Consider the following 22,324-nt stretch of genomic DNA (forward strand, 5'->3'; position numbering starts at 1 on the left):
GTAAATACGAGAAATTGATGTGCATAGGAAATGCTAAAAACAAAAAACCCAGCATAAGCTGGGTTTTTGAATTCTTGAAACGTAATAAATTAACGCTTAGAGAACTGTGTCTTCTTACGTGCTTTCTTAAGACCAACTTTCTTACGCTCAACTTTACGAGCATCGCGAGTAACAAAGCCAGCTTTACGTAGAGTTGGACGTAGAGACTCGTCAAACTCCATTAGTGCACGTGTGATACCGTGACGGATAGCACCCGCTTGACCAGTTGTACCACCACCTGCAACAGTGATGTATAGATCAAACTTTTCTGTCATTTCAACTAGCTCTAGAGGCTGACGAACAACCATGCGAGAAGTTTCACGACCGAAGAACTCTTCTAAAGAGCGCTTATTGATTACGATGTTGCCAGTGCCTGGGCGTAGGAATACGCGAGCACTTGAACTTTTACGACGACCTGTACCGTAGTATTGATTTGCCATGATAGTGCTCCTTAAATGTCTAGAACCTGAGGCTGCTGTGCAGCGTGGTTGTGCTCGTTACCAGCGTAAACTTTAAGTTTACGGAACATTTCACGACCTAGAGGACCGCGAGGTAACATGCCTTTAACCGCTTTCTCGATGATCATTTCAGGCTTTTTAGCTTGAAGTTTCTCAAAGTTGATAGACTTAAGGCCACCTGGGTAACCAGAGTGAGCATAGTACATTTTGTCCTGAGTTTTGTTACCAGTTACAGTAACTTTCTCAGCGTTGATTACGATGATGTAGTCACCAGTGTCAACGTGTGGAGTATACTCAGCTTTGTGCTTACCGCGAAGGCGACGAGCGATTTCAGTAGCGATGCGACCTAAAGTTTTACCTTCAGCGTCAACTACGTACCAGTCACGTTTTACAGTTTCTGGTTTAGCAACAAACGTTTTCATTATAAAAATCCAAAGTTTTCAATTTTAAAACCACAGGCAGTCCTTGGACTACCGCTCTACTTGTATTTGCTTTAACCCCTTCGAGTTTAAGACTTTTATGCCGCTCAAGTCAGTGGCTAAGCCGACGAGGGCAATAGAACGCAACGTGGCAGGCCGCGGATTATAGCAAGCCTTCTGGGTGAAAACCAGCGCTTGGTGCTTTTTTCTACAAGAAAATCTGAAGAATTTCGAAAAAAATAGAAAAGGCAAAAAATCCAAGGAAATGGCGACGTGTGCGTGACAAGGACTCGTTCAAATAGGATGTTTACAAACACCCACACCGAACAAGTCCTCTTAACAAAAAAGTAATTGCCGTTAGGCTAAATGCTCTTTTGCTAAATACTCATGGGATTGCATTTCTTGCAAACGGCTAATGCAGCGTTTGAACTCAAAGTTCAGTGTACCTTCGGTATAAAGCTCAGTAATAGGCGCTGCAGCCGAGATGATAAGCGTCACATTACGCTCATAAAACTCATCGACAAGCGCAATAAAGCGCCTTGCCGCATCATCGTTTTGCTGACCCATTTGCTTCACATTAGATAGAATCACTGTGTTATATAAGCGACTGATCTCCATGTAATCCACTTGCGAACGAGCGGTTTCACATAGCGCAGGGAAATCAAACATGACAATACAATCAGACACCATTCGAGTTTGGATCATTCGACCTTCAATCTCAATCGCTTGTCCGGCTTTACCCGGCTCCGGAGAGAGTTTGTTAAAGTAGTCGAATAAGTTTTCATCCGCTTGTTTATCAAGTGGGCTGTGAAAAATTTCCGCTTGTTCCAACGTGCGCAAACGATAGTCAATACCCGAGTCCACATTAACTACCTCAGTATTGGCTTTTACCAATTCAATGGCGGGTAAGAATCGCGCACGCTGCAAACCATTTTTATACAAATCATCAGGCACAATATTCGATGTGGCCACTAACACGATACCGCGCGCAAACAGCGCCTGCATTAATCCACCCAGTAACATAGCATCTGTGATGTCTTGAACGAAAAATTCATCAAAGCAGATAATGTCAGTTTCAGATTTGAAGGTATCAGCGATGCTCTCCAGAGGATTTTTCACTTCATTAAGCTTTTTCAGCTCTGCGTGAACACGATGCATAAAGCGGTGAAAATGCACCCGCATTTTGCGCTCCGTCGGCAACGCATCGTAAAAGGTATCAACCAGATAAGTTTTACCACGCCCTACTCCCCCCCAAAAGTATAACCCTTTCACTTTTGGCAGCTCAGCTTTACCAAACAAGCGCGAGAAGAAGTTTTGTTTGACCGGAGGCTGATTGATAAGGTCGTCATACAGTCGCTGTAAATGCTTTACGGCATTTTCTTGCGCGCTGTCATATTGAAAATCATCACGTTGTAGATCTTGCTGATATTTTTCCCAAGGCGTCATCGACTTAAATATTTTTTTACGATTTGTTTGTAGGTTATATTAACACGACTGTATTCACAGCGTATATTTAACTCTAACAGAGTTTTAATTTTATTTGCCGTTGAGGCACACAGGGAGAAACCTATGACTACCGTTACTTGGCTTGGATTACTGATCATTGTTGCCATTGCTGCATTCTTTTTAGGTGGCTTTGTAACGAAAAAGCAGTTCAAACACGACGAACTGGAAGTGCAGGCACAACAAGCTAAACACGACCTCGAGCAATATCGTCAAGACGTATCAGATCACCTAGCTAGCACCAAAAAGCTAGTAAATAAAATGCAGGATAGCTATCAGCAACTGCTTACTCATGTGGAAGAAACCAACCAACTACTGACACAGGAGCGTCCATCTCATCCTGCTGATCCTTTTTTCTCGAAAGAAACCACAGAACAACTACAAGCTTCTCTTCAAGCACGCCCAGAGAGAAGACGTAAACAAGACCCAAGTTTTGAGGCACCACCAAGTGACTATGCCGAAGGTGAAACTGGGTTATTTTCTGGTCAAAAAAAAGAAAGTGAGCAAATTAAAGCCTCTTGATGAAACTTTTTGTTGACCCCATAGTCTTTAAAAGAAGTTATTGATTCTAGGGCCTATTGATCTTTCAAGTTTGTTTTTGCAGCAGTTTGATTGGTATTTATACAAGGCAGAGCCTGCGTAGCATAGTTTTTCTATGTAAGCCTGGCGATAACGCGGTAGAAATGCCAATCAAGCGCTGCCCTTCGGGTTCACCTTAGTGCGCTTTGTTCATTGTTGCTCAACTTTTACCTAGGTTACTAGGCGGCAAGTCGAGCGTCGCGACCAAAACCCACTCGGGGGAACAAAAATCAAACAGCAAAGGTCAACAGGCCCTCGTAAAGGGCTAATTATCAGCCCCTTATGACTTATATTAACGCTAATAGCGGAGCACTTCACGACTATGAAATTTAAATTATCTTTGTTATCGGCCGCTTTACTTTCTTCTAGCTTATTGCTGTTACCGCAGCAAAGCATGGCCAAACTTCCTGTTGCCGTAGACGGCCAACAATTACCAACATTAGCGCCTATGCTAGAAAAAGTAGCCCCCGGCGTTGTTAGTATCCAAGTAAAAGGCGCTAAAGAAGTCCGTCGCCGCGTCGACCCTTTCGACTTTTTCTTTGGACAACCGCAACCACGTAGCCAAAAGCGTCCTTTTAGTGGCCTCGGTTCAGGTGTCATCATCGATGCGGATAAAGGCTATGTCGTTACAAACAATCACGTTATTGATGATGCCGACGAAATGCTTGTCACTTTAAAAGATGGCAGAGAGTTTGAAGCTAAATTAATCGGTAGCGACGCCGAATCTGATATCGCATTGCTACAAATCGACGGTGAAGACCTAACAGAAATCAAACTCGCTAATTCAGACAAGTTGAGAGTGGGTGATTTTTCCGTCGCTATTGGTAACCCATTTGGATTAAGTCATACAGTCACCTCAGGAATAATCAGTGCACTAGGCCGTAGCGGCTTAAATATCGAAGGCTATGAAGATTTTATCCAAACAGATGCGGCGATCAACCAAGGTAACTCAGGTGGTGCACTAGTTAACTTAAACGGCGAACTCATTGGTATCAACACCGCTATTTTAGGCGCGTCTGGCGGTAATGTCGGGATCGGCTTTGCTATTCCATCAAACATGATGAAAAACCTAGTTGACCAAATTGTTGAGTACGGAGAAGTTCGTCGCGGTTCATTGGGTATATTGGGTCGTACTTTAGATGCTGGTCTTGCTAAAGCGCAAGGCTTTGATGTTAAGCGCGGTGCTTATGTCATGCGCGTAGTGGAAGATTCAGCAGCGGACAAAGCGGGTCTGAAAGCCAATGATGTCATTGTCAGCCTAAACGGCGACGACATTGAAAGCTTTAATGAACTGCACGGTAAAGTCGCTACGATGGGTGAAGGTCGTGAGGTACGACTTGGTGTCTACCGTGATGGCAAAACCAAATTTATCGACGTAGAGCTTGGTGGTAAGCAAGAAGAACAGGCGAATGCAGAGGATGTACATCCAAACCTACGAGGCGCGGTGCTTGAAAGTGGCGAGCGCAACGGCAATGAAGGTGTTGTCATTACCTCAGTAGAACCTCGCTCACCAGCAGCACGTGTTGGCCTTGAAGAAGGCGATGTGATCATGCAAGTGAATCGCCAACGTGTCACTAGTGTTAAAGATATGTCTAAACTAATTAATGGTATTAAAGGCAATATCGTACTTGGGATTAAACGCGATCGCGAGACGGTTTTCTACCTCATTCAGTAATGAAATCGAAAAAATATTAAAAATGAAACACAGCGAAACTTGTCGCTGTGTTTTTTTTTGTGTCATTATTAGCAGTATTAGATAACGATAAATATAAGCTCTTGTGTTCAAATTAATTAAATTCATTTTTCCACCGCTGCTTGCCGGACTAGGGATCGCTTTTATCATCATTTGGTTTAATCCTGAGCTGAGGGCTAACTTGCCAAAACTTGAGGCCCCACATATTCAAGCTCATCATATGAGTTTTGCTGAAGCAGTAGAAAAAACAGCTCCAGCGGTCGTGACGATTTTTTCCGAGGGCTTTAGCAATCAGCCAAGATACCAGCGCCAAAGTACGGTTAGAGAGCTTGGCTCTGGCGTTATTATGAGCCGAGATGGCTACATACTGACAAACTATCATGTGGTGAACAATGCCGACCAAATCATTGTACTACTTCCTGACGGCCGCCAGTATAGCGATACGCAACTGATAGGCTTTGACACCATTACGGACTTAGCTTTATTAAAAATTCCAGCTGAAAATTTGCCTGTTATTCCTATCGATCATGACTACTCACCACGTGTCGGAGATGTGGTGCTCGCAATCGGTAACCCGCTGAACATTGGACAAACCATTACTCAAGGCATTATCAGTGCAACAGGCAAACAAACGCTTACAGAGAGCCAATTTAACAATTTACTGCAAATGGATGCGGCGATTAATGTTGGTAATTCAGGTGGTGCCGTTGTCAATTCTAATGGCGCGCTAGTTGGCATTACCTCGGCACAGTTTCGCACGCGTTTGAATATTGATATCCAAGGTATCTCTTTTGCAATCCCTTATGATCTTGCACTAGACGTCATGCATAAACTCATTATGGATGGCAGAGTGATCCGGGGCTACCTCGGCTTTAGGGGCACGCCAGTTGATAATACAGGTAAAAGCGTAACGGATCTCTACACACCAATTGTCGGCCTTGCTGTGAGCGAATTAGACCCGCTAGGTCCCGCATGGCAAGCTGGTATGAAAGAGCACGATATTGTGGTTAAAGTAGGTGGAGAGCCTGTGACTAATCCGCAAAGGACACTGAAGACGATTGGCAATACCGCGCCTGGTACTAAACTCGAGTTTGAAGTACTCAGAGGCGGTCAGCGCCTCACCATTACGGTGGAAGTCGCTGAACTCGAAACAGGGTTATATTAGGCAAAAAGATTAAGCAAAAAGCGTCCCCGAGGACGCTTTTTCGTTTCTTACCAATTCGCTTAATTAAGCTCAGGTTTTACGGCGTTTTATATTTGCACCTAAACGACTTAGCTTGTCTTCTATCTTCTGATAACCCCTATCAACGTGATAGATGCGATCTACTATGGTTTCGCCTGTTGCAACAATCCCCGTTAGAATAAGACTCGCCGATGCGCGTAAATCGGTTGCCATTACCTGCGCACCAGATAACGACTCAGTCTCACCACAAATTGCAGTGTTGCCTTCTAATCGAATATTCGCGCCCATGCGCTGTAGCTCAGGCACGTGCATAAAGCGGTTTTCAAAGATAGTTTCTGTGATTGTCGCGCTACCTTCAGCCACCACATTTAATGCGGTAAACTGAGCTTGCATGTCTGTTGGAAAGCCAGGATGTGGCATGGTTTTGATATTAACGGCTTTCAAAACGCGTTGACGCATATCCACATAAATACTGTCTTCACTTACCTCAACAATAGCATTGGCAGCTCGTAGCTTTTCAAGCACAGGTTCAAGGCTATGATAATCCGTGTTTTTACACAGCACTTCGCCTTTTGCCATTGCCGCAGCAACCAAAAAGGTCCCTGTTTCGATGCGATCTGGAAGGATTTTATGCTCACAACCATTAAGACGCTCAACACCTTCTATCTCAATTCGGCTCGAACCTGCACCGCGGATCTTGGCACCCATAGCAACCAAGCATTCAGCTAAGTTAATAATCTCTGGCTCTCTCGCAGCATTGTCTATCACAGTTTTACCATCGGCGAGGGTTGCAGCCATCAGTAAGTTTTCGGTAGCACCAACGCTGACGGTTTCCATAAAGATCTCGGCGCCACGAAGACGCCCCTCGGTTACCGCATGGATATAACCATTCTCAACTTTGATCTTTGCGCCCATTTTCTCAAGGCCCGAAATATGCAGATCGACTGGACGAGCACCGATAGCACAGCCTCCCGGTAGGGATACTTGCGCTTGACCAAACCTAGCTACTAATGGACCTAGCGCCAATACCGAAGCACGCATTTGTTTAACGAGCTCATAAGGTGCAAGCACGCTATTTACCGTTGCACCATTGATTTCTAAGATATCGCCGTCCCACTCAACTTCAGCACCCAATGTTTTTAATAAGGCTTCTGTGGTACCTATATCGCGTAAGTGCGGTACATTAGAAAAACGGCTTTTACCATCGCCAAGCAGAGCGGCGAATAAAATAGGTAGGGCTGCGTTTTTAGCCCCTGAAATAGTGACTTCACCGGCTAAAGTGGTGCCACCTTGGATAACAAACTGATCCATTGCGGCACTCCGTTATTGTGGAAGAATAAATTTGCGCTCTTTTTGCCATTCATCAGGTGTGAATGCACGAATACTAACAGCATGGATAGTGCCGTCTTTAATAGTATCCATCAGTGGGCCATAGATCAGCTGTTCTCTTTTCAGCCTTCTTAATCCGTCAAAACACGTTCCAACAGCAATGACTTCGTAGTGACTACCATTAGCTTTGACGATGATCTCGTCAAGCGATAGTGCATCTCTCAATAAAGTTTCGACTTGATTTGTTTCCATTAGACTCACTCAAATAGGGTTGTCACCTGTCCCAACTCCATTAAATTTTGCAGTTGCTCAGGCGTATTTTTCAGCTCGAGACGAATGTCGCGCTGTTTCAATTGACCTAAAGAGTGAATTAACCAAGCTAAGCCCGCGGTGTCAACCCTTGTCACCTCAGAAAGGTTAAAATAGACGGTTGATTGTGCATTTTTCAACACTTGAACGATGGTCGACTGTTTCAGTGCGCTTGGTAAACTCGCTCTCGTAAGTTCACCAGTTAACACGATTTCACCTTTACTTTCGGTGAATGAAATATTAGGCGTCACCATCATCCCCTCTAAATTGCACAGGTAACTTGCTCTTTTTATCTAACAGTTGGATCACATGTTCAATACCTTGTTGGCGCAAAATACCATGTAATTCTGTTTGCTTGGCATCTAGCAAGCTAATACCTTCCGCCATCATGTCAAAAGCACGCCAATCATTGTCTTTACCGCGTCTGACTTTAAAGTCAATTTTGATATCAGGTTTACCAGCTTCAACAATTTTTGTTTTTACAACAGCAATATCTTCTTTATCGAATGGGCGGTGCTCGCCGAATTCTACCTTTTGATCTTTATACTGGGTAAATACCCCTGCATAAGTCGCGATAAGATAGTTTCTAAACACATCGATAAACTCACGAATATGCTCTACGGCAGCGGCCTTCTCTTCTGCATTATCCATATTCCGAACAGTCTGAATGTACGAACCCAAAACACGGTACGCGGCATACTTATAGTCGATGTAAGGCATAAGCTCTTCTTCAACGATAACACGTAAGTGCTCTTTGTCTTTTTCAATGATGCTTTGATCTTTCGTAACACGCTGAAAAGTTTGCGCCGCGACTTGCTCTACCATTTTATAAGGATTACTTGAATCCACTTCTTTTGCCTGTACCAATGCAGTAGCCATCAGTGCTATAAACAAAGTCAGACATTTTGCATAGACGTTCTTTAACATATTTACTCGCTCCCTTGATTAAATAGGAACTGACCAATTAACTCTTCTAACACAAGTGCCGATTTTGTATCTGTGATCATGTCACCGTCTTTTAGCGCTTTTGATTCAACACCAAATAAAGATTCAAGATCCACACCATCCTCACTCGTCACTTCCTGACCAAGGCATTTTTGCTTCGCAGATTCAGCGGCAATAACGGGAGAAATACCTAAATATTGTTCACCTAAAATGCCCGACGTTAAAATAGAAACCGACGAAGTATCAGAAAATTGACACTCATAGTTTTTATCTAAACTCATTGAAACCATCGGCACGAACTCTTGTGGATGGATGTGAATTCCATCAACGCGGCCAATCACAACCCCACCCACCTTAATTGGCGCACGGGTTTTCAATGAACCTATATTCTCGAACTTAGCGTTTAAGGTGTAAGTCTCACCATTACCGCTTAAGCCCGAGTTAGCCACCTTTAGCGCCAGCATAACAAATGCAGCAATGCCTAATGCCACGAACAACCCAACTAAAATTTCTATTTTCCGTGTATTCATTTTTAAAACCTTTTAACTTGAGAACATAACCGCCGTTAATACAAAGTCAAAGCCAAGTACAGCCAGTGAAGAATGTACTACCGTCTCTGTCGTCGCTTTACTTATTCCTTCAGAAGTGGGAATACAGTCATAGCCTTTGTATAGCGCGATCCAAGTTACTAATAGTGCAAATACGAAACTCTTAATAAGACCATTTAAGATGTCTTGTTGAAACGACACTTGCGATTGCATAATTGACCAGAAGCTACCTGAATCTACGCCTAACCAATCAACACCCACCAAGTGTGCGCCTAAAATAGCGATCGCAGAGAATATCAATGCGAGTAACGGCATACTGATAAAACCGGCCCAAAAACGAGGGGCAACCACGCGCTTAAGCGGGTCTATCGCCATCATTTCTAAACTAGATAATTGCTCCGTAGCCTTCATCAAACCGATTTCTGCAGTTAACGCACTGCCTGCACGCCCTGCAAATAAGAGTGCAGTTACCACAGGGCCCAGCTCTCTGAGTAAACTCAAAGCAACCAAAGGCCCAAGGCTATCTTCGGCACCATACCCAACTAACACGGTATAGCCTTGTAATGCCAATACCATGCCGATAAATAAACCAGACACCATGATAATCAACAATGATTGATGGCCAACCATGTAAAGTTGCTTTATCAACAGCGGCGTGCCTTTTCGGAAATTAGGTAAGCTACATAGCGCACCAAAAAGCATCGTTGTGGCACGGCCAAGCGCAGCAAAACGGCTGAGGGTTTTGTGGCCTAGTTTTTGTAAAAAGTCGACCATACTCACTCTCCTTGCAACAGCGCTTGCTGATAATCAGGCGCTTTAAAGTGGAATGGCACAGGTCCATCCGCAAGGCCCTGTAAGAACTGCTGCACTAATGGCGATTCATGTTCAAGCATCTGCTCAGGGGTTCCTGTACCAATCACACCTTGCTCAGCAATAATAACGACGTGGTCGGCAATACTCAGCACTTCCGTAACATCATGAGTTACTATCAGTGACGATAACCCCAATACTTCATTAAGGGACTTAATCAACCGAACTAGAACGCCCATGGAGATCGGGTCCTGACCTGCAAACGGTTCATCGTACATAATTAATTCAGGATCAAGTGCGATAGAACGCGCTAAAGCCGCGCGTCTTGCCATACCACCAGAAAGCTCTGCCGGCATTAAATCTTTTGCACCACGAAGACCAACCGCTTGGAGCTTCATCAGCACCACTAAACGGATTAACTCTTCAGATAATTCGGTATGCTCGCGTAGAGGAAATGCCACATTGTCGAACACGCTCATATCAGTAAACAAAGCACCGCTTTGAAATAACATGCTCATGCGCGTTCGAGCTTGATACAAAGCTGCTCGTGACATATTAGGGATACTGTTTCCAGCAAAAAGAATATCACCGCTATCAGGCTTAAGCTGACCACCGATTAATCGCAACATGGTGGTTTTACCAATGCCACTCGGCCCCATTATTGCGGTAATTTTGCCCTTTGGTACGGAAAAGCTCATGTTTTTGTAGATGATCCTTTCACCCCGAGAGAAGGTTACATCCTTGATTTCTACAATTGACTGCGACAAGTCGCTCTCCAGATCCAGACTATATTCATCCAAGTATGATACTTTTTTTTCAAACAAGATGGAAAATCGTTTTGGTAAAATTTTGTAAGTAGTGAAATGTAACGGTTTGCTTATACTTTCCAGAGCGCTTTTGGTAGTATCTATCGAAATTTTAATCCTATTGGCTAGAGGTTCATGGTTTTATCGTTTGTTATTCTCATTCTTGGCTTTATTGCACTGGTTTGGAGTGCTGATCGCTTTGTTTTTGGTGCGGCCGCTCTTGCACGAAACTTTGGTGTGCCAACATTAATTGTTGGTTTAACTATCGTGGCCATGGGTTCTTCAGCACCAGAAATGATGGTTGCTGCGCAAGCCGCTCTTGCAGATAAAACAGACACCGCCGTGGGCAATGCCATAGGTTCTAACATCGCCAATATCTTACTCGTTTTGGGTCTCACCGCGTTATTAAGGCCACTCTCCGTTGGCTCTGGTATTTTGCGCCGCGAAATGCCGCTGTTAGTCATCGTTTCATTGGCAGCTTGGTACATCGTTAGTGATAACCACTTTAGTTTCGTAGAAGGTGTTTTATTATTAGTCGGTTTCGCCGCTTTTCTTCTTGCACTTATCATTATCACCAAGCGTGGTGGTGGAGATAATGATGACCCATTTGTAAGTGAAGCCTGTGAAGAAGTACCAAATAATATTCCAACTCAAAAAGCCGTTTTCTGGTTAATCGTGGGTATGATTTTACTGCCCATTAGCGCGGACTATCTCGTTGGCGCTGCGGTTGATATCGCCAAATATTTTGGCATGAGTGACCTGCTAATAGGATTAACCATTATCGCCGTTGGTACTAGTTTACCCGAGCTTGCAGCTTGTGTTGCTGGCGTACTAAAGAAGGAGGACGATCTAGCGCTTGGCAATATTATTGGTTCGAACATCTTTAATATATTGGCAGTGCTATCAATTGCTGGGATCATTAACCCATCCGTCCTCGACGCCAATATTGCGTCACGTGATATATTTATTATGCTTGGCGCGACACTGCTGCTTATCCTAATGAGCCTCAGCTTAACAGGTCAGCGCCGCATCAACCGCTTGGAAGGTGGCATACTTGTCGCAAGCTTCGTCGGTTATATTTACTACATCATTTAAGGAAGCCTTGTGACAACGAACCCATTTATTGATTCTGCAAATCAAGTTTTTGCTACCGAACTTGCAGCAATAGAAGAAGTGCAACAGTTTGTTGATCAGCAATTTGTAAAAGCCTGTGAAATTATGTTTGGCTGTCAAGGTCGCATCATCGTGATTGGCATGGGTAAGTCCGGCCACATCGGTAACAAAATCGCAGCGACACTCGCAAGTACTGGCAGCCCAGCATTTTTTGTTCATCCAGGAGAAGCAAGTCACGGCGACTTGGGTATGATCACCAAAGATGATGTGGTTTTGATGATCTCCAACTCAGGGGAAACCCAAGAGGTGATCTCTATCCTGCCTGTGATTAAGCGTTTAGGTGCCCCGGTAATCTCTATGACGGGCAACCCGAGCTCTACAATGGCTCGTAATGCAACGGTCCATCTTTGTGTCAAAGTATCAAAAGAAGCGTGCCCACTAGGACTTGCACCCACGGCCAGCACCACAGCAACGCTAGTGATGGGTGATGCGCTCGCGGTTGCGCTACTTGAAGCCAGAGGCTTTACGGCTGATGATTTTGCACTTTCCCACCCCGGTGGTAGTTTGGGAAGGCGTCTACTACTAACCGTTGCTGATGTCATGCATCAAGGGGATGCAATCCCTATGGTCAATAGTCATTGCACAGTTAAAGAAGCTTTATTTGAAATGTCAACTAAAAGTTTAGGTATGACGGCAATCGTAGATGAAAGCTCGCAATTACAAGGTATTTTTACCGATGGCGACTTGCGCCGTATTATTGAACAAAAGGTCGATATTCACACCACCCCAATCACGCAAGTTATGACGGCTAAAAGTACGACAGCACGCGCCGATATGCTCGCAGCAGAGGTACTCAATATCATGGAAACCAAACGAATTAATGGCTTGATTGTGGTAAACGAAAACAACATACCGGTTGGCGCCTTGAATACGCAAGATTTACTTAGAGCGGGGGTGCTGTAATGCAATTTGAAGATTTATATCAGACGATTTCAACTGAAGCTTGGGAAAAAGCGAAACAAATCAAATTATTGATTTGCGATATTGATGGCGTATTCTCAGATGGCCGTATATACCTTGGTAATAATGGTGAAGAACTGAAAGCATTTAATACCAAAGATGGGTTTGGTATTAAGGCCTTGATTGATAGTGGTATCGAAGTCGCCGTTATCACAGGTAGGCATTCACAAATAGTTCAGCAACGCATGACTAGTTTAAATGTAACTTACATTTACCAAGGCCAAGAAAACAAGTTAGTGGCATATGATGAACTGAAGACTAAGCTCAACCTTAGTGATGACGAAATTGCATATATTGGTGATGACGGTCCAGACCTACCCGTAATGGAACGAGTCGGTTTTGCCGTTGCCGTCAATGATGCACATCCTCTTGTTAAACATATCGCCCATTACACGACCTTGATGCCTGGTGGTTTTGGTGCTGTGAGAGAATTGACTGATCTTCTAATGCTCAGCCAAAATCACTTACTGACTTCCAAAGGATCAAGTACATGACCGTATTGCGTGTCATCTTACTCATTGTTTTCGCTTCTTTAATGGTATGGATGTGGTCGCCCATGTTTAATCCATCAGAGGCGGATCCAGCAAAAGAAGATGAACCGTTAGCTAAGCCCGATTATGTTGCAACCACGCTTCAGCAAACGACCTATAGTGAAAATGGCTTATTAAACTATCAGGTAACTGCTGATAAGATGGAGTTGTATCAAGATCTTGGCTTTAGTCACTTTGAAAAGCCCATTTTCACCTTATATAACGGTGAACAGAATTGGCAAATAAGTGCATTAGAAGCAACACTGTACGAAAACAATACCTTGATATTAGAAGGCAATGTGCTGGCAAAGAATTTAACGCCTAACGCCATGATCACCGATATCAATGCCGATAATGTAAGAGTTGAAATTAAGCAAAAATTGATGAAATCGGAACACCCTGTCGTTATCACGGGTCCTAGTCTTAGGATCACAGGTAAAGGACTGCATGCGGATCTACAAAAGCAAGTGATCGAGCTCATCAACCACACAAAGACAATTTATTATGACCAGTAAAATCATTAACAAACTAGTTTTCATAGGCTTGCTTGCAAGTTCTACTCTAGCAGTTGCTGCAGAACAAAATGAAGTCATTATTGATGCTGGCCGTCAGCAAGCTCAACTGCAAAGCAACATCGGTATTTTTGAACAGAATGTTGTTATTATTCATGGCAACAGAAAAATAAATGCCGATCGCCTAGAAGTCCACCGACGCGCGGAGCTTGGTACTAACAAGCAACTGCTTGTTGCAACTGGCAGCCCTGCTATTTTCAGTGAACGTCAACCTGATGGTAATTTGCTAGAAGCCAAAGCAAAAGAAATTCGTTACGACGTTGCGAAAGGCACCTTAGTCATTTCTGGCGATGCGGAAATCAATCAAACTGGGCAAAAAATCAATGCACAAGTCATCACCTATGACATTGAAAAGCAATTGATCAGTGCTGAGCGCTCAGACCAAGAAGATTCCCGTGTAAGAACCATCCTTGTTCCTGTAGATGACAAAAAAGACGCAAAAGATAAAAAAGCGCAGGAAGAAGGTAACAATCAATGAGCGAGCTCAAAGCAACTGGTTTAGCAAAGAGTTATAAAGGCCGTCAGGTCGTCAAAAATGTTGGCTTAAGTGTTCAAGCTGGCAGCATTGTAGGCTTATTGGGCCCAAATGGCGCAGGTAAAACTACCACCTTTTATATGATTGTAGGGTTAGTACCAAGCGACAAAGGTTTTATTCAGATTGATGACGAAGATATCACTTTGCTACCGATGCACAGCCGCGCGCGACTTGGTATTGGCTATCTACCGCAAGAGTCTTCAATCTTTAGAAAACTCACGGTCTATCAAAATTTGATGGCGATTTTAGAAACTCGAAAAGACTTATCTAAAGTTGAAAGAGAAGCTGAACTCAACGAGTTACTGGATGAGTTTAATATTCAACACATTCGCGACTCACAGGGCATGGCATTGTCGGGAGGCGAAAGAAGACGCGTAGAAATCGCTCGCGCTTTAGCCGCTAATCCTAAGTTTATCTTGTTAGATGAACCTTTTGCTGGTGTTGATCCTATTTCGGTGTTAGATATAAAGACAATCATAGAGCACCTAAAAAACCGCGGTATCGGTGTGCTTATCACCGATCATAATGTTAGAGAAACACTGGACGTATGTGAAAAAGCCTACATCGTTTCACACGGTGAGTTAATCGCTGCAGGCACGCCAGAACATGTTTTGGCAGATCAAACCGTAAGAGATGTCTACCTAGGCGAACAATTCAAGCTATAGTTAAGACGTAGTATTAATAACTGTTAAAAAGGATTGTTAGAGATACATGAGGCAATCATTACAGCTGCGCATGGGGCAGCAACTTACAATGACTCCACAGCTGCAACAAGCCATTCGCTTGCTGCAGCTTAGTACATTGGATCTGCAACAAGAAATACAAGAAGCATTAGACAGCAATCCATTGTTAGAAGTGGAAGAAGGTGATAATACTGACGGCGAAAACGCTGACCAACATAGTCAAGAAAAGAGCAGTGCTGACGACAATCAAGATTCAGGCGATGAAGCGCAGGTTAGTGACTATGAGATAGACTCAGATACCGCCATGAGCAAAGACACTGTGAGCGATGACCTTGCCATGGATGTCACTTGGGACGAGTATATGAGTGCAGCACCCGCTGCAAGCTCAGGCCCACTTCCCGATGACGATAATGTTTATCAAGGGGAAACCTCTGAATCTCTCCACGACTATCTCATGTGGCAACTTGAGCTGACGCCATTTAGTCCAACAGATAGAGCTATTGCGATTGCGATTATTGAAGCGGTCGACCTGTCAGGCATTTTAACACTGTCTTGCGAAGACATTTTAGAAAGCATTAATGATGAAAGTAGCGAAGAGCCTATTGAGCTGGATGAAGTCGAAGCCGTGCTCAAACGTATTCAGCTTTTCGACCCTGTCGGTATCGCAGCGCGTAGTTTACAAGAATGCTTGTGTATTCAGCTAAATCAATTCGCCCCAGATACGCCATGGATTGCCGAAACGAAAATGATCCTGACAGAGCATATCGACTTGCTTGCCAGCCGTGACTATCGAACTTTGGCAAAGAAAACGCGCCTTAAAGAAGCCGATCTCAAAGAGGTCATGACGTTAATTCATAGCCTTAACCCAAAACCAGCTGCAAGCATTATTCATGAAGAGCCTGAATATGTGATCCCTGATGTATCGGTGAAAAAAGTAAAAGGTCGTTGGGTCGTAGAGCTAAATCCTGATGCTATGCCTAAAATAAGAGTAAATGACCATTATGCTGCGATGTCTAGAACGGCGAAATCCAGTACGGATAGTCAGTTTATTCGCTCACATTTACAAGAAGCAAAGTGGTTTATTAAAAGCTTAGAAAGCCGAAATGATACTTTATTAAAAGTTACCAATTGCATTGTGCAACAACAACAGGCATTCTTTGAACATGGCCCCGAAGCAATGCGCCCTATGGTGCTAAATGATGTTGCTGAAATGGTTGAGATGCATGAGTCCACAATTTCCCGTGTGACAACACAAAAATACATGCATACACCTCGGGGAATATTTGAGCTGAAGTATTTCTTCTCTAGCCATGTAAGTACAGAAAATGGAGGTGAGTGCTCCTCTACAGCAATTAGAGCACTTATCAAAAAGCTGGTAGCTGCAGAAAATACCGCTAAGCCATTGAGTGACAGCAAAATTGCAGATATCTTAGCTGAGCAAGGAATTAAGGTAGCGAGACGCACGATTGCAAAATATCGTGAATCCCTAGCCATTCCACCGTCAAATCAGCGTAAAAGCTTGATATAAGACGTAAAACCCAAGAAGGAAAAATGCTTATGCAACTAAATCTAACTGGTCGCCATGTAGAAATTACTGACTCATTAAGAGACTATGTCACCAACAAGTTTGCGAAGCTAGAAAGGCACTTTGATCATATCAATAATGTGCATGTGATCCTTGATGTCGAGAAGCTAGTACAAAAAGCAGAAGCAACATTACACGTAAACGGCGGCGAGCTATTTGCATCAACAGAGCATCAAGATATGTATGCCGCAATTGATGGCCTTATCGACAAGCTAGATCGTCAAGTTATTAAACACAAAGAGAAGCTTACTCGACACTAAGATGAAATTAAGTGAATTAGTGAACAAGGACTGCAGTAAAGCTGCGGTCCTTTTTAATAGCAAAAAACGTATTTTAGAATACATCAGCGAACTGGCTCATAGCCAAATTCCAAATACCAGTCAGCATGCTATCTTGGACGCCTTAATGGCGCGAGAGAAATTAGGCAGCACAGGGATCGGTAAAGGCATTGCCATTCCCCATGGTCGACTTGAAGGTTTGGATAAAATCCTTGCAATGGTACTTGTCAGCGAGCAAGGGATCCAGTTTGAAGCCATAGATAAGCAGCCTGTCGATATTTTTGTCGCGTTCATCGTACCCGAAGGTGATAATCGACAGCACCTGAAGACCTTAGCGGCGATTGCTGATACACTCAAAGACAAGTCTTTTTGCAAAATGCTTAGGCAAGCAAAAAGTGACGATGAGTTATATGCAGTGATCCAAGGTGAACTTGATGAGTGATGAAGAAAAAGGACTCGAGCTTATCATTATCAGTGGCCGCTCAGGCTCTGGTAAATCTGTAGCGCTTCGAGTATTGGAAGACTTAGGCTACTATTGTGTAGATAACATTCCAGTCAATTTGCTGCCGTCTTTAGTCCGCAGTGTTTCAGACAACTATAATAAAATTGCAGTGAGCATTGATGTTAGAAACTTGCCTAAAGAACAGGACGAGTTTAATGACATTCTTGAATACTTACCCGGCTTCGCCAAACCTACCCTGTTTTATTTAGACAGTGACGATCAAACCCTGATAAAACGCTTCTCAGAAACTCGCCGTTTGCACCCTCTTTCACTGCATAATCTTCCATTAGACGTTGCGATAAAGAAAGAACGGGAATTGTTAGACGTGTTGATCACTCGCGCTGATTTTCTCATTGATACTACAGGCCTGAGCGTTCATCAACTTGCAGAAGATATCCGCGAAAAAATCTTAGGTAAAAAAGACAAACAACTCATTATAACTTTTGAATCTTTCGGCTTTAAACACGGCATCCCAAAACAAGCGGATTACGTTTTTGATGCGCGCTTTTTACCCAATCCACATTGGGAGCCTGAGCTTAAGCCGCTAACGGGCCTAGATCAGCCAGTCAAAGACTATTTGTCGAGTCACAGCATCGTGCAAAAGTTTACTTGGCAGATCCAAACCTTTGTACAAACTTGGTTACCACACTTAGAGCGAAACAATCGCAGCTATCTAACGATCGCAATAGGATGTACTGGTGGACAGCATCGCTCAGTATACTTAGCGCAAACCATTGGTGAGCGTTTTGCTAAAACCCATCCTAACGTCAAAATTCGTCACCGTGAGCAAGAGGGGTAAATGTTAGAAAATACGTTTTTAATCCAGAACAAACTCGGTCTGCACGCTCGAGCGGCGACAGTTCTTGCTCAGTTAGCGACCCAATTTGATGCTGAAGTGACCTTATATCAAGGAGACAAAAGTGCTGCTGCTGACAGCGTACTAGCACTGTTGTTACTTGAAAGCAGTCAGGGAAAAGAGGTGCGAGTTGTCTGCGAAGGTCCTGATGCTCAGTATGCACTAGACGCCATTGGTGGACTAATAGAAAATAAATTTAATGAATCCGAGTAACTTGGACTGTAATCACCAAAATAGCACTAAGGCCTGATTCATTTATTCCCTGCTAATCTCCCCCTCCGTAACCAGACTGGTCTAATAAGTCTCTCATAATTAAGCGTAAACCTTGGTAGTTCCCAATAAACTGAGTTACACTGTAATACCAACTTAGGTTTCTTTCGTGCAGTAAAGCGAGTTGCCGAGAAAATCCTACTTTATCGTTGCGTACACCTTTAACGTGTATTAACGATAACAACCCACCAGCAGAAACAACACGAATAAAATTCAAATTAAGAAATTGATTTCTGCGATAAAATAAATAAATTGGGTTAACTTAATCACGTTAGCCACCATTATTATCAAAAAGGATGCCTATGCCTGAAGTATTTGAACAAGACTACACACTGGAACAACTCCAAAAGGTAACTAAAGCCTTAAACAGTGGTCAGTTTGTTCAAGTTAGGCGTATGCTCGCAGAAACAGCACCTTGTGACACAGCACTGCTTTTAGAATCATCCCCTCATAAAGTTCGCTCTATGCTGTGGCAGCTCGTTGACCCAGATATCCAAGGGGATGTCTTAGAGGAACTGTCAGAGGATGTAAGACTTGGGATCATCGCCCAGATGGAGCCGGAGCTAATTGCTGCCGCTACAGAAGACATGGACGACGACGACCTTGGTGATGTCCTGAGAAGCCTACCTGATACCGTCTACCAAGACGTTATCGGTGCGATGGATAGCCAAGATAGAGAACGTGCGACACAAGCATTGTCATACAAGGAACACTCTGCCGGTGCGCTGATGAGCACCGACACGGTCACCATTCGACCCGATGTTACCTTAGAAGTTGTATTTAGATATCTACGTCTTAAAGGCGAATTGCCAGACGGTACGGACGAGTTGTATGTAGTTGATAAAGACAACTGCTTTTTAGGCACGCTGCCTGTCAATACCTTATTAACTAAGTCTCCTGACAGTATGGTTCGAGACTTGATGGATGAAGATAAGGAAACGATCCCTATCTCCATGGATGAGTCTGAAGTAGCGCAGCTTTTTGAGCGTCATAACTGGATCTCAGCTCCTGTAGTTGACGATAACGCCCATTTACTTGGTCGTGTCACCATTGATGACGTTGTTGACGTCATCCGTGAAGATGCTGAGCACAGTTTATTAAGTATGGCAGGTCTTGAAGATGAAGAAGATACCTTTGCGCCAGTTCTAAAAAGTAGCCAGCGCCGCTCTATTTGGCTTGGGATTAACCTGCTAACCGCCTTGATGGCAGCGTTTGTTGCAAGCTTCTTCGAAGGAACTCTGGATATTTTACCTATTCTCGCGGTGTTAAATGGCATAGTACCAAGTATGGGTGGCGTTGCCGGTAGCCAAACGCTAACCTTAGTGATTCGTGGTATTGCCCTTGGTCATATTAACCAGACTAACCAAAAGTTTTTAATGGGTAAAGAACTGGCGATCGGCGCCTTAAACGGCGTGCTGTGGTCAGTATTGATCGCTGGAGTTATTGCTGTATGGCAATGGGATTTTACACTCGGTGCAGTTATTGCTTTCGCGATGTTTATGAACTTAGTCGCAGCAGGTATCGCGGGTGCAAGTATTCCAATTATGCTAAAGAAAATGAATATCGACCCAGCACTAGCTGGTAGTGTGGTACTAACAACGGTTACTGATATCGTCGGGATCTTTGCATTCCTTGGCACCGCAACTTGGTTATTAGTGTAGCAGTAACAGTGTCGAAATGGCGGGAAATGCTGGTCACAACCAGCATTTCTTGAACTGAGGGAACGAGTTATTCGCCCGCTATTTGCATAGTATTGAGTAGTATGGAGCCGGTTTGTACTGCACCGCGGCATTCAATATCACCGCCAATCCCTTCAATCCCCATAAACATATCTTTTAAATTGCCAGCGATCGTAATTTCACTCACCGGATATTGAAGTTCCCCATTTTCAACCCAAAAACCAGCAGCCCCCCGAGAGTAATCACCGGTTACCGTATTAACACCTTGTCCCATTAGTTCAGTGACTAACAAGCCAGTACCCATTGTAGCAAGCAGGCTGGTTAAATCGTCGTGCGTTGGTTTTACCAGCCAGTTATGGATCCCACCTGCATGACCTGTCGCTTGCATATTCATTCTGCGTGCGGCATAGCTTGCCAATAAATAAGTATTAAGCACGCCATCTGTGATAATTTCACGGTCGATGGTTTTTACACCTTCGCTATCGAAAGGACTAGAAGCAAGCCCTCTAAGTAAATGTGGCTTCTCTTCAATGTTTACGCAGCGATTAAAAATCTGTGTGTCTAAAGAATCCAATAAGAAGCTAGACTTACGATATAGCGCGCCGCCACCGATACCTGATACTAAGTGCCCAAATAAGCTGTTCGCGATATCCGCTCGAAAAATAATAGGCACTTTACGTGTTGATACCTTGCGACTGCCTAATTTTGCCAGCGTAGATTGCGCCGCTTCTAAACCAACTTCTTCAGGGGATTTTAGCTCTGTGTGTACGCGAGATAAGGCATATGCAGAGTCCCGTTGCATTTGCTCACCTTCTTTACCAATCACCATGGTGCTCAGGCTGTGTCTGGTACGTGGGAACCCTGCTATTAAGCCATGGCTATTGCCATATACACGGATCCCTTGGTGGCTCGATAAGCTCGCGCCATCTGAATTCACGATTCGAGGATCGAATTCTAACGCGGCTTTTTCCGCAGCAATACATTGCTCAATGGCTTCATCGGGAGAAACTTGCCAAGGATGGAAAAGGTCTAAATCTGCAGGTGACATCTCTAGCAAGGCTTTATCCGCCACACCATTACAGGGGTCATCCGAGGTAAATCGAGCAATATCTACGGCTTTTTCAACCACTGAGCGCAGGGCTTCAGGACTCAGATCCGCTGTTGATGCTGAGCCTTTATGATTACCCACATAAACGCTGATACCAAGACCACCATCTTGATTAAACTCAATGGTTTCAACTTCTCCCATTCGTGTACTTACAGACAGACCTGAGGTACTAGACATCGCTGCTTCTGCCGAGGTTGCACCTAGTTTTTTAGCATGCGCTAACACATCGGCAACTGCATTTTTCACATCATCAATTTGATTATATATAGGGTGTTGTTGAGGTTGAGTCATAGATACCTTATCCGCTCGCTCGTCTAACTAAAACATATTAGTTAATATGCTATCACAGCTACTAACTATTGTAGTGATCAATTGTGGTATACTCTAATGTTAGAGACCTTAATATTTACTAGTATAGACAAGACCAATGGCTAAACACGAGCAAACGACCGAAGAAGAGATTATTTACGTTTCAAAAAGCGAGCTTAAGCGCGAAGCGCTAGAGTTGCATGAACTTGGCTGTGAAATTGCTGGGCTTGGCAAGAAGCAGCGTGAGAAGTTACCTCTAACGGACGAGCTTAAAGAGGCCATGACTGTTGCGGATAGGATCCGCGCTAAAACAGATGCTTACCGTCGTCATATGAACTACATTGCGAAGACATTGCGTAGTACTCCGAATGTCGAAGATATTCAGGCTGCGATGGATTTGATGCTAAATAAGAACAATAAAGCAGACGTATTGCTCAATAAGATTGAACTTATTCGCGATGAAGTGATTGCCAAGGGAGATAGCAAGATTAATGAGCTATTGGATAAGTATCCTGAACTTGAGCGTCAAAAAATGCGCCAGATGGCTCGCCAAGCAAGTAAAGAAGTAAAAGCTGAGAAGCCAGGCAAAGCCTACAAAGAGCTGTTCCAGTATTTAAAAGAAGCAATTATGCCGTAACGCTATGTTGTGATCTGACACAATAC

The 22,324-nt window shown here is 43.8% G+C and carries 27 protein-coding genes; 16 read left to right on the forward strand and 11 right to left on the reverse strand.

Annotation, left to right across the window (positions count from 1 at the left end; all coding sequences use genetic code 11):
- Positions 1–89 precede the first annotated feature (89 nt).
- The 3 genes from rpsI to zapE all read right to left on the reverse strand — a co-directional run bounded on the left by rpsI (position 90) and on the right by zapE (position 2,362).
- The gene (gene rpsI / locus JJQ94_RS22255) at positions 90–482 is read right to left on the reverse strand and encodes a 30S ribosomal protein S9 (protein ID WP_161568695.1); all 393 of its coding nucleotides are present in this window, start codon (positions 480–482) and stop codon (positions 90–92) included.
- Positions 483–490: 8 nt separating this feature from the next.
- On the reverse strand, positions 491–919 hold the full coding sequence (rplM, locus tag JJQ94_RS22260; protein ID WP_010376694.1) for a 50S ribosomal protein L13: 429 nt from the start codon (positions 917–919) through the stop codon (positions 491–493).
- A 354-nt stretch (positions 920–1,273) separates the two neighbouring features.
- Positions 1,274–2,362, reverse strand: a complete 1,089-nt coding sequence (gene zapE / locus JJQ94_RS22265) for a cell division protein ZapE (RefSeq protein ID WP_099030732.1) — start codon at positions 2,360–2,362, stop codon at positions 1,274–1,276.
- A gap of 123 nt (positions 2,363–2,485) precedes the next feature.
- On the opposite strand from zapE, the gene JJQ94_RS22270 reads away from it, so the two are divergent.
- The 3 genes from JJQ94_RS22270 to JJQ94_RS22280 all read left to right on the forward strand — a co-directional run bounded on the left by JJQ94_RS22270 (position 2,486) and on the right by JJQ94_RS22280 (position 5,856).
- Positions 2,486–2,941, forward strand: a complete 456-nt coding sequence (locus JJQ94_RS22270; RefSeq protein WP_099030731.1) for a YhcB family protein — start codon at positions 2,486–2,488, stop codon at positions 2,939–2,941.
- Between the two features lie 379 nt (positions 2,942–3,320).
- Positions 3,321–4,673, forward strand: a complete 1,353-nt coding sequence (locus JJQ94_RS22275) for a DegQ family serine endoprotease (RefSeq protein ID WP_010376687.1) — start codon at positions 3,321–3,323, stop codon at positions 4,671–4,673.
- Positions 4,674–4,776: 103 nt separating this feature from the next.
- The gene (locus tag JJQ94_RS22280; RefSeq protein ID WP_099030730.1) at positions 4,777–5,856 is read left to right on the forward strand and encodes a trypsin-like peptidase domain-containing protein; all 1,080 of its coding nucleotides are present in this window, start codon (positions 4,777–4,779) and stop codon (positions 5,854–5,856) included.
- A 69-nt stretch (positions 5,857–5,925) separates the two neighbouring features.
- On the opposite strand, the gene murA is transcribed toward JJQ94_RS22280, so the two are convergent.
- The 7 genes from murA to JJQ94_RS22315 are packed head-to-tail and all read right to left on the reverse strand — an operon-like array spanning position 5,926 to position 10,582.
- Positions 5,926–7,185: a UDP-N-acetylglucosamine 1-carboxyvinyltransferase gene (gene murA / locus JJQ94_RS22285; protein ID WP_099030729.1), complete on the reverse strand. Its 1,260-nt coding sequence runs from the start codon at positions 7,183–7,185 to the stop codon at positions 5,926–5,928.
- Between the two features lie 12 nt (positions 7,186–7,197).
- Complete coding sequence (locus JJQ94_RS22290) at positions 7,198–7,455, reverse strand: BolA family protein (protein WP_039492911.1); 258 nt, start codon at positions 7,453–7,455, stop codon at positions 7,198–7,200.
- 5 nt (positions 7,456–7,460) lie between these two features.
- Positions 7,461–7,766: an STAS domain-containing protein gene (locus JJQ94_RS22295; RefSeq protein ID WP_010376680.1), complete on the reverse strand. Its 306-nt coding sequence runs from the start codon at positions 7,764–7,766 to the stop codon at positions 7,461–7,463.
- Positions 7,753–8,439, reverse strand: a complete 687-nt coding sequence (locus JJQ94_RS22300; protein WP_099030728.1) for an MlaC/ttg2D family ABC transporter substrate-binding protein — start codon at positions 8,437–8,439, stop codon at positions 7,753–7,755. Before JJQ94_RS22300 ends, JJQ94_RS22295 begins: the two co-directional genes overlap by 14 nt.
- 2 nt (positions 8,440–8,441) lie before the next feature.
- The gene (gene mlaD / locus JJQ94_RS22305) at positions 8,442–8,987 is read right to left on the reverse strand and encodes an outer membrane lipid asymmetry maintenance protein MlaD (RefSeq protein WP_099030727.1); all 546 of its coding nucleotides are present in this window, start codon (positions 8,985–8,987) and stop codon (positions 8,442–8,444) included.
- Between the two features lie 12 nt (positions 8,988–8,999).
- Positions 9,000–9,779, reverse strand: a complete 780-nt coding sequence (gene mlaE / locus JJQ94_RS22310) for a lipid asymmetry maintenance ABC transporter permease subunit MlaE (protein ID WP_010376675.1) — start codon at positions 9,777–9,779, stop codon at positions 9,000–9,002.
- Positions 9,780–9,781: 2 nt separating this feature from the next.
- On the reverse strand, positions 9,782–10,582 hold the full coding sequence (locus JJQ94_RS22315) for an ATP-binding cassette domain-containing protein (RefSeq protein ID WP_010376674.1): 801 nt from the start codon (positions 10,580–10,582) through the stop codon (positions 9,782–9,784).
- Between the two features lie 174 nt (positions 10,583–10,756).
- Between JJQ94_RS22315 and JJQ94_RS22320 the strand changes: the two genes are divergently transcribed.
- The 12 genes from JJQ94_RS22320 to mgtE all read left to right on the forward strand — a co-directional run bounded on the left by JJQ94_RS22320 (position 10,757) and on the right by mgtE (position 20,226).
- Positions 10,757–11,716, forward strand: a complete 960-nt coding sequence (locus JJQ94_RS22320) for a calcium/sodium antiporter (RefSeq protein ID WP_010376669.1) — start codon at positions 10,757–10,759, stop codon at positions 11,714–11,716.
- Between the two features lie 9 nt (positions 11,717–11,725).
- Complete coding sequence (locus JJQ94_RS22325) at positions 11,726–12,697, forward strand: KpsF/GutQ family sugar-phosphate isomerase (protein WP_099030726.1); 972 nt, start codon at positions 11,726–11,728, stop codon at positions 12,695–12,697.
- Positions 12,697–13,248 (forward strand): 3-deoxy-manno-octulosonate-8-phosphatase KdsC, encoded by a 552-nt coding sequence (kdsC, locus tag JJQ94_RS22330; protein ID WP_099030725.1) that lies wholly within the window; start codon positions 12,697–12,699, stop codon positions 13,246–13,248. The genes JJQ94_RS22325 and kdsC overlap by 1 nt, the downstream gene beginning before the upstream one ends.
- Positions 13,245–13,799: an LPS export ABC transporter periplasmic protein LptC gene (lptC, locus tag JJQ94_RS22335; RefSeq protein ID WP_099030724.1), complete on the forward strand. Its 555-nt coding sequence runs from the start codon at positions 13,245–13,247 to the stop codon at positions 13,797–13,799. Before kdsC ends, lptC begins: the two co-directional genes overlap by 4 nt.
- A complete protein-coding gene (gene lptA, locus JJQ94_RS22340; RefSeq protein ID WP_099030723.1) occupies positions 13,789–14,334 on the forward strand; it encodes a lipopolysaccharide transport periplasmic protein LptA in 546 nt (181 codons plus the stop codon). Before lptC ends, lptA begins: the two co-directional genes overlap by 11 nt.
- The gene (gene lptB / locus JJQ94_RS22345) at positions 14,331–15,056 is read left to right on the forward strand and encodes an LPS export ABC transporter ATP-binding protein (RefSeq protein WP_010376664.1); all 726 of its coding nucleotides are present in this window, start codon (positions 14,331–14,333) and stop codon (positions 15,054–15,056) included. Before lptA ends, lptB begins: the two co-directional genes overlap by 4 nt.
- Positions 15,057–15,102: 46 nt before the next feature.
- Complete coding sequence (locus JJQ94_RS22350; RefSeq protein ID WP_099030722.1) at positions 15,103–16,602, forward strand: RNA polymerase factor sigma-54; 1,500 nt, start codon at positions 15,103–15,105, stop codon at positions 16,600–16,602.
- 29 nt (positions 16,603–16,631) lie between these two features.
- Complete coding sequence (gene hpf, locus JJQ94_RS22355) at positions 16,632–16,919, forward strand: ribosome hibernation promoting factor (protein WP_010376661.1); 288 nt, start codon at positions 16,632–16,634, stop codon at positions 16,917–16,919.
- 1 nt (position 16,920) lies between these two features.
- Positions 16,921–17,379, forward strand: coding sequence for a PTS IIA-like nitrogen regulatory protein PtsN (gene ptsN / locus JJQ94_RS22360; protein WP_099030721.1), 459 nt, complete (start codon positions 16,921–16,923; stop codon positions 17,377–17,379).
- The gene (gene rapZ / locus JJQ94_RS22365; protein WP_010605937.1) at positions 17,372–18,238 is read left to right on the forward strand and encodes an RNase adapter RapZ; all 867 of its coding nucleotides are present in this window, start codon (positions 17,372–17,374) and stop codon (positions 18,236–18,238) included. Before ptsN ends, rapZ begins: the two co-directional genes overlap by 8 nt.
- Positions 18,239–18,508, forward strand: a complete 270-nt coding sequence (locus JJQ94_RS22370; protein WP_099030720.1) for an HPr family phosphocarrier protein — start codon at positions 18,239–18,241, stop codon at positions 18,506–18,508.
- 359 nt (positions 18,509–18,867) lie between these two features.
- Positions 18,868–20,226: a magnesium transporter gene (gene mgtE, locus JJQ94_RS22375; RefSeq protein WP_088531979.1), complete on the forward strand. Its 1,359-nt coding sequence runs from the start codon at positions 18,868–18,870 to the stop codon at positions 20,224–20,226.
- Between the two features lie 67 nt (positions 20,227–20,293).
- Here the strand turns inward: mgtE and pmbA are convergent, their stop codons facing one another.
- Complete coding sequence (gene pmbA / locus JJQ94_RS22380) at positions 20,294–21,643, reverse strand: metalloprotease PmbA (protein WP_099030719.1); 1,350 nt, start codon at positions 21,641–21,643, stop codon at positions 20,294–20,296.
- A 136-nt stretch (positions 21,644–21,779) separates the two neighbouring features.
- Between pmbA and yjgA the strand changes: the two genes are divergently transcribed.
- On the forward strand, positions 21,780–22,298 hold the full coding sequence (gene yjgA, locus JJQ94_RS22385; RefSeq protein WP_010605940.1) for a ribosome biogenesis factor YjgA: 519 nt from the start codon (positions 21,780–21,782) through the stop codon (positions 22,296–22,298).
- Positions 22,299–22,324 lie beyond the last annotated feature (26 nt).

This window comes from Pseudoalteromonas sp. GCY (genome assembly GCF_016695175.1).
Classification (GTDB): domain Bacteria; phylum Pseudomonadota; class Gammaproteobacteria; order Enterobacterales; family Alteromonadaceae; genus Pseudoalteromonas.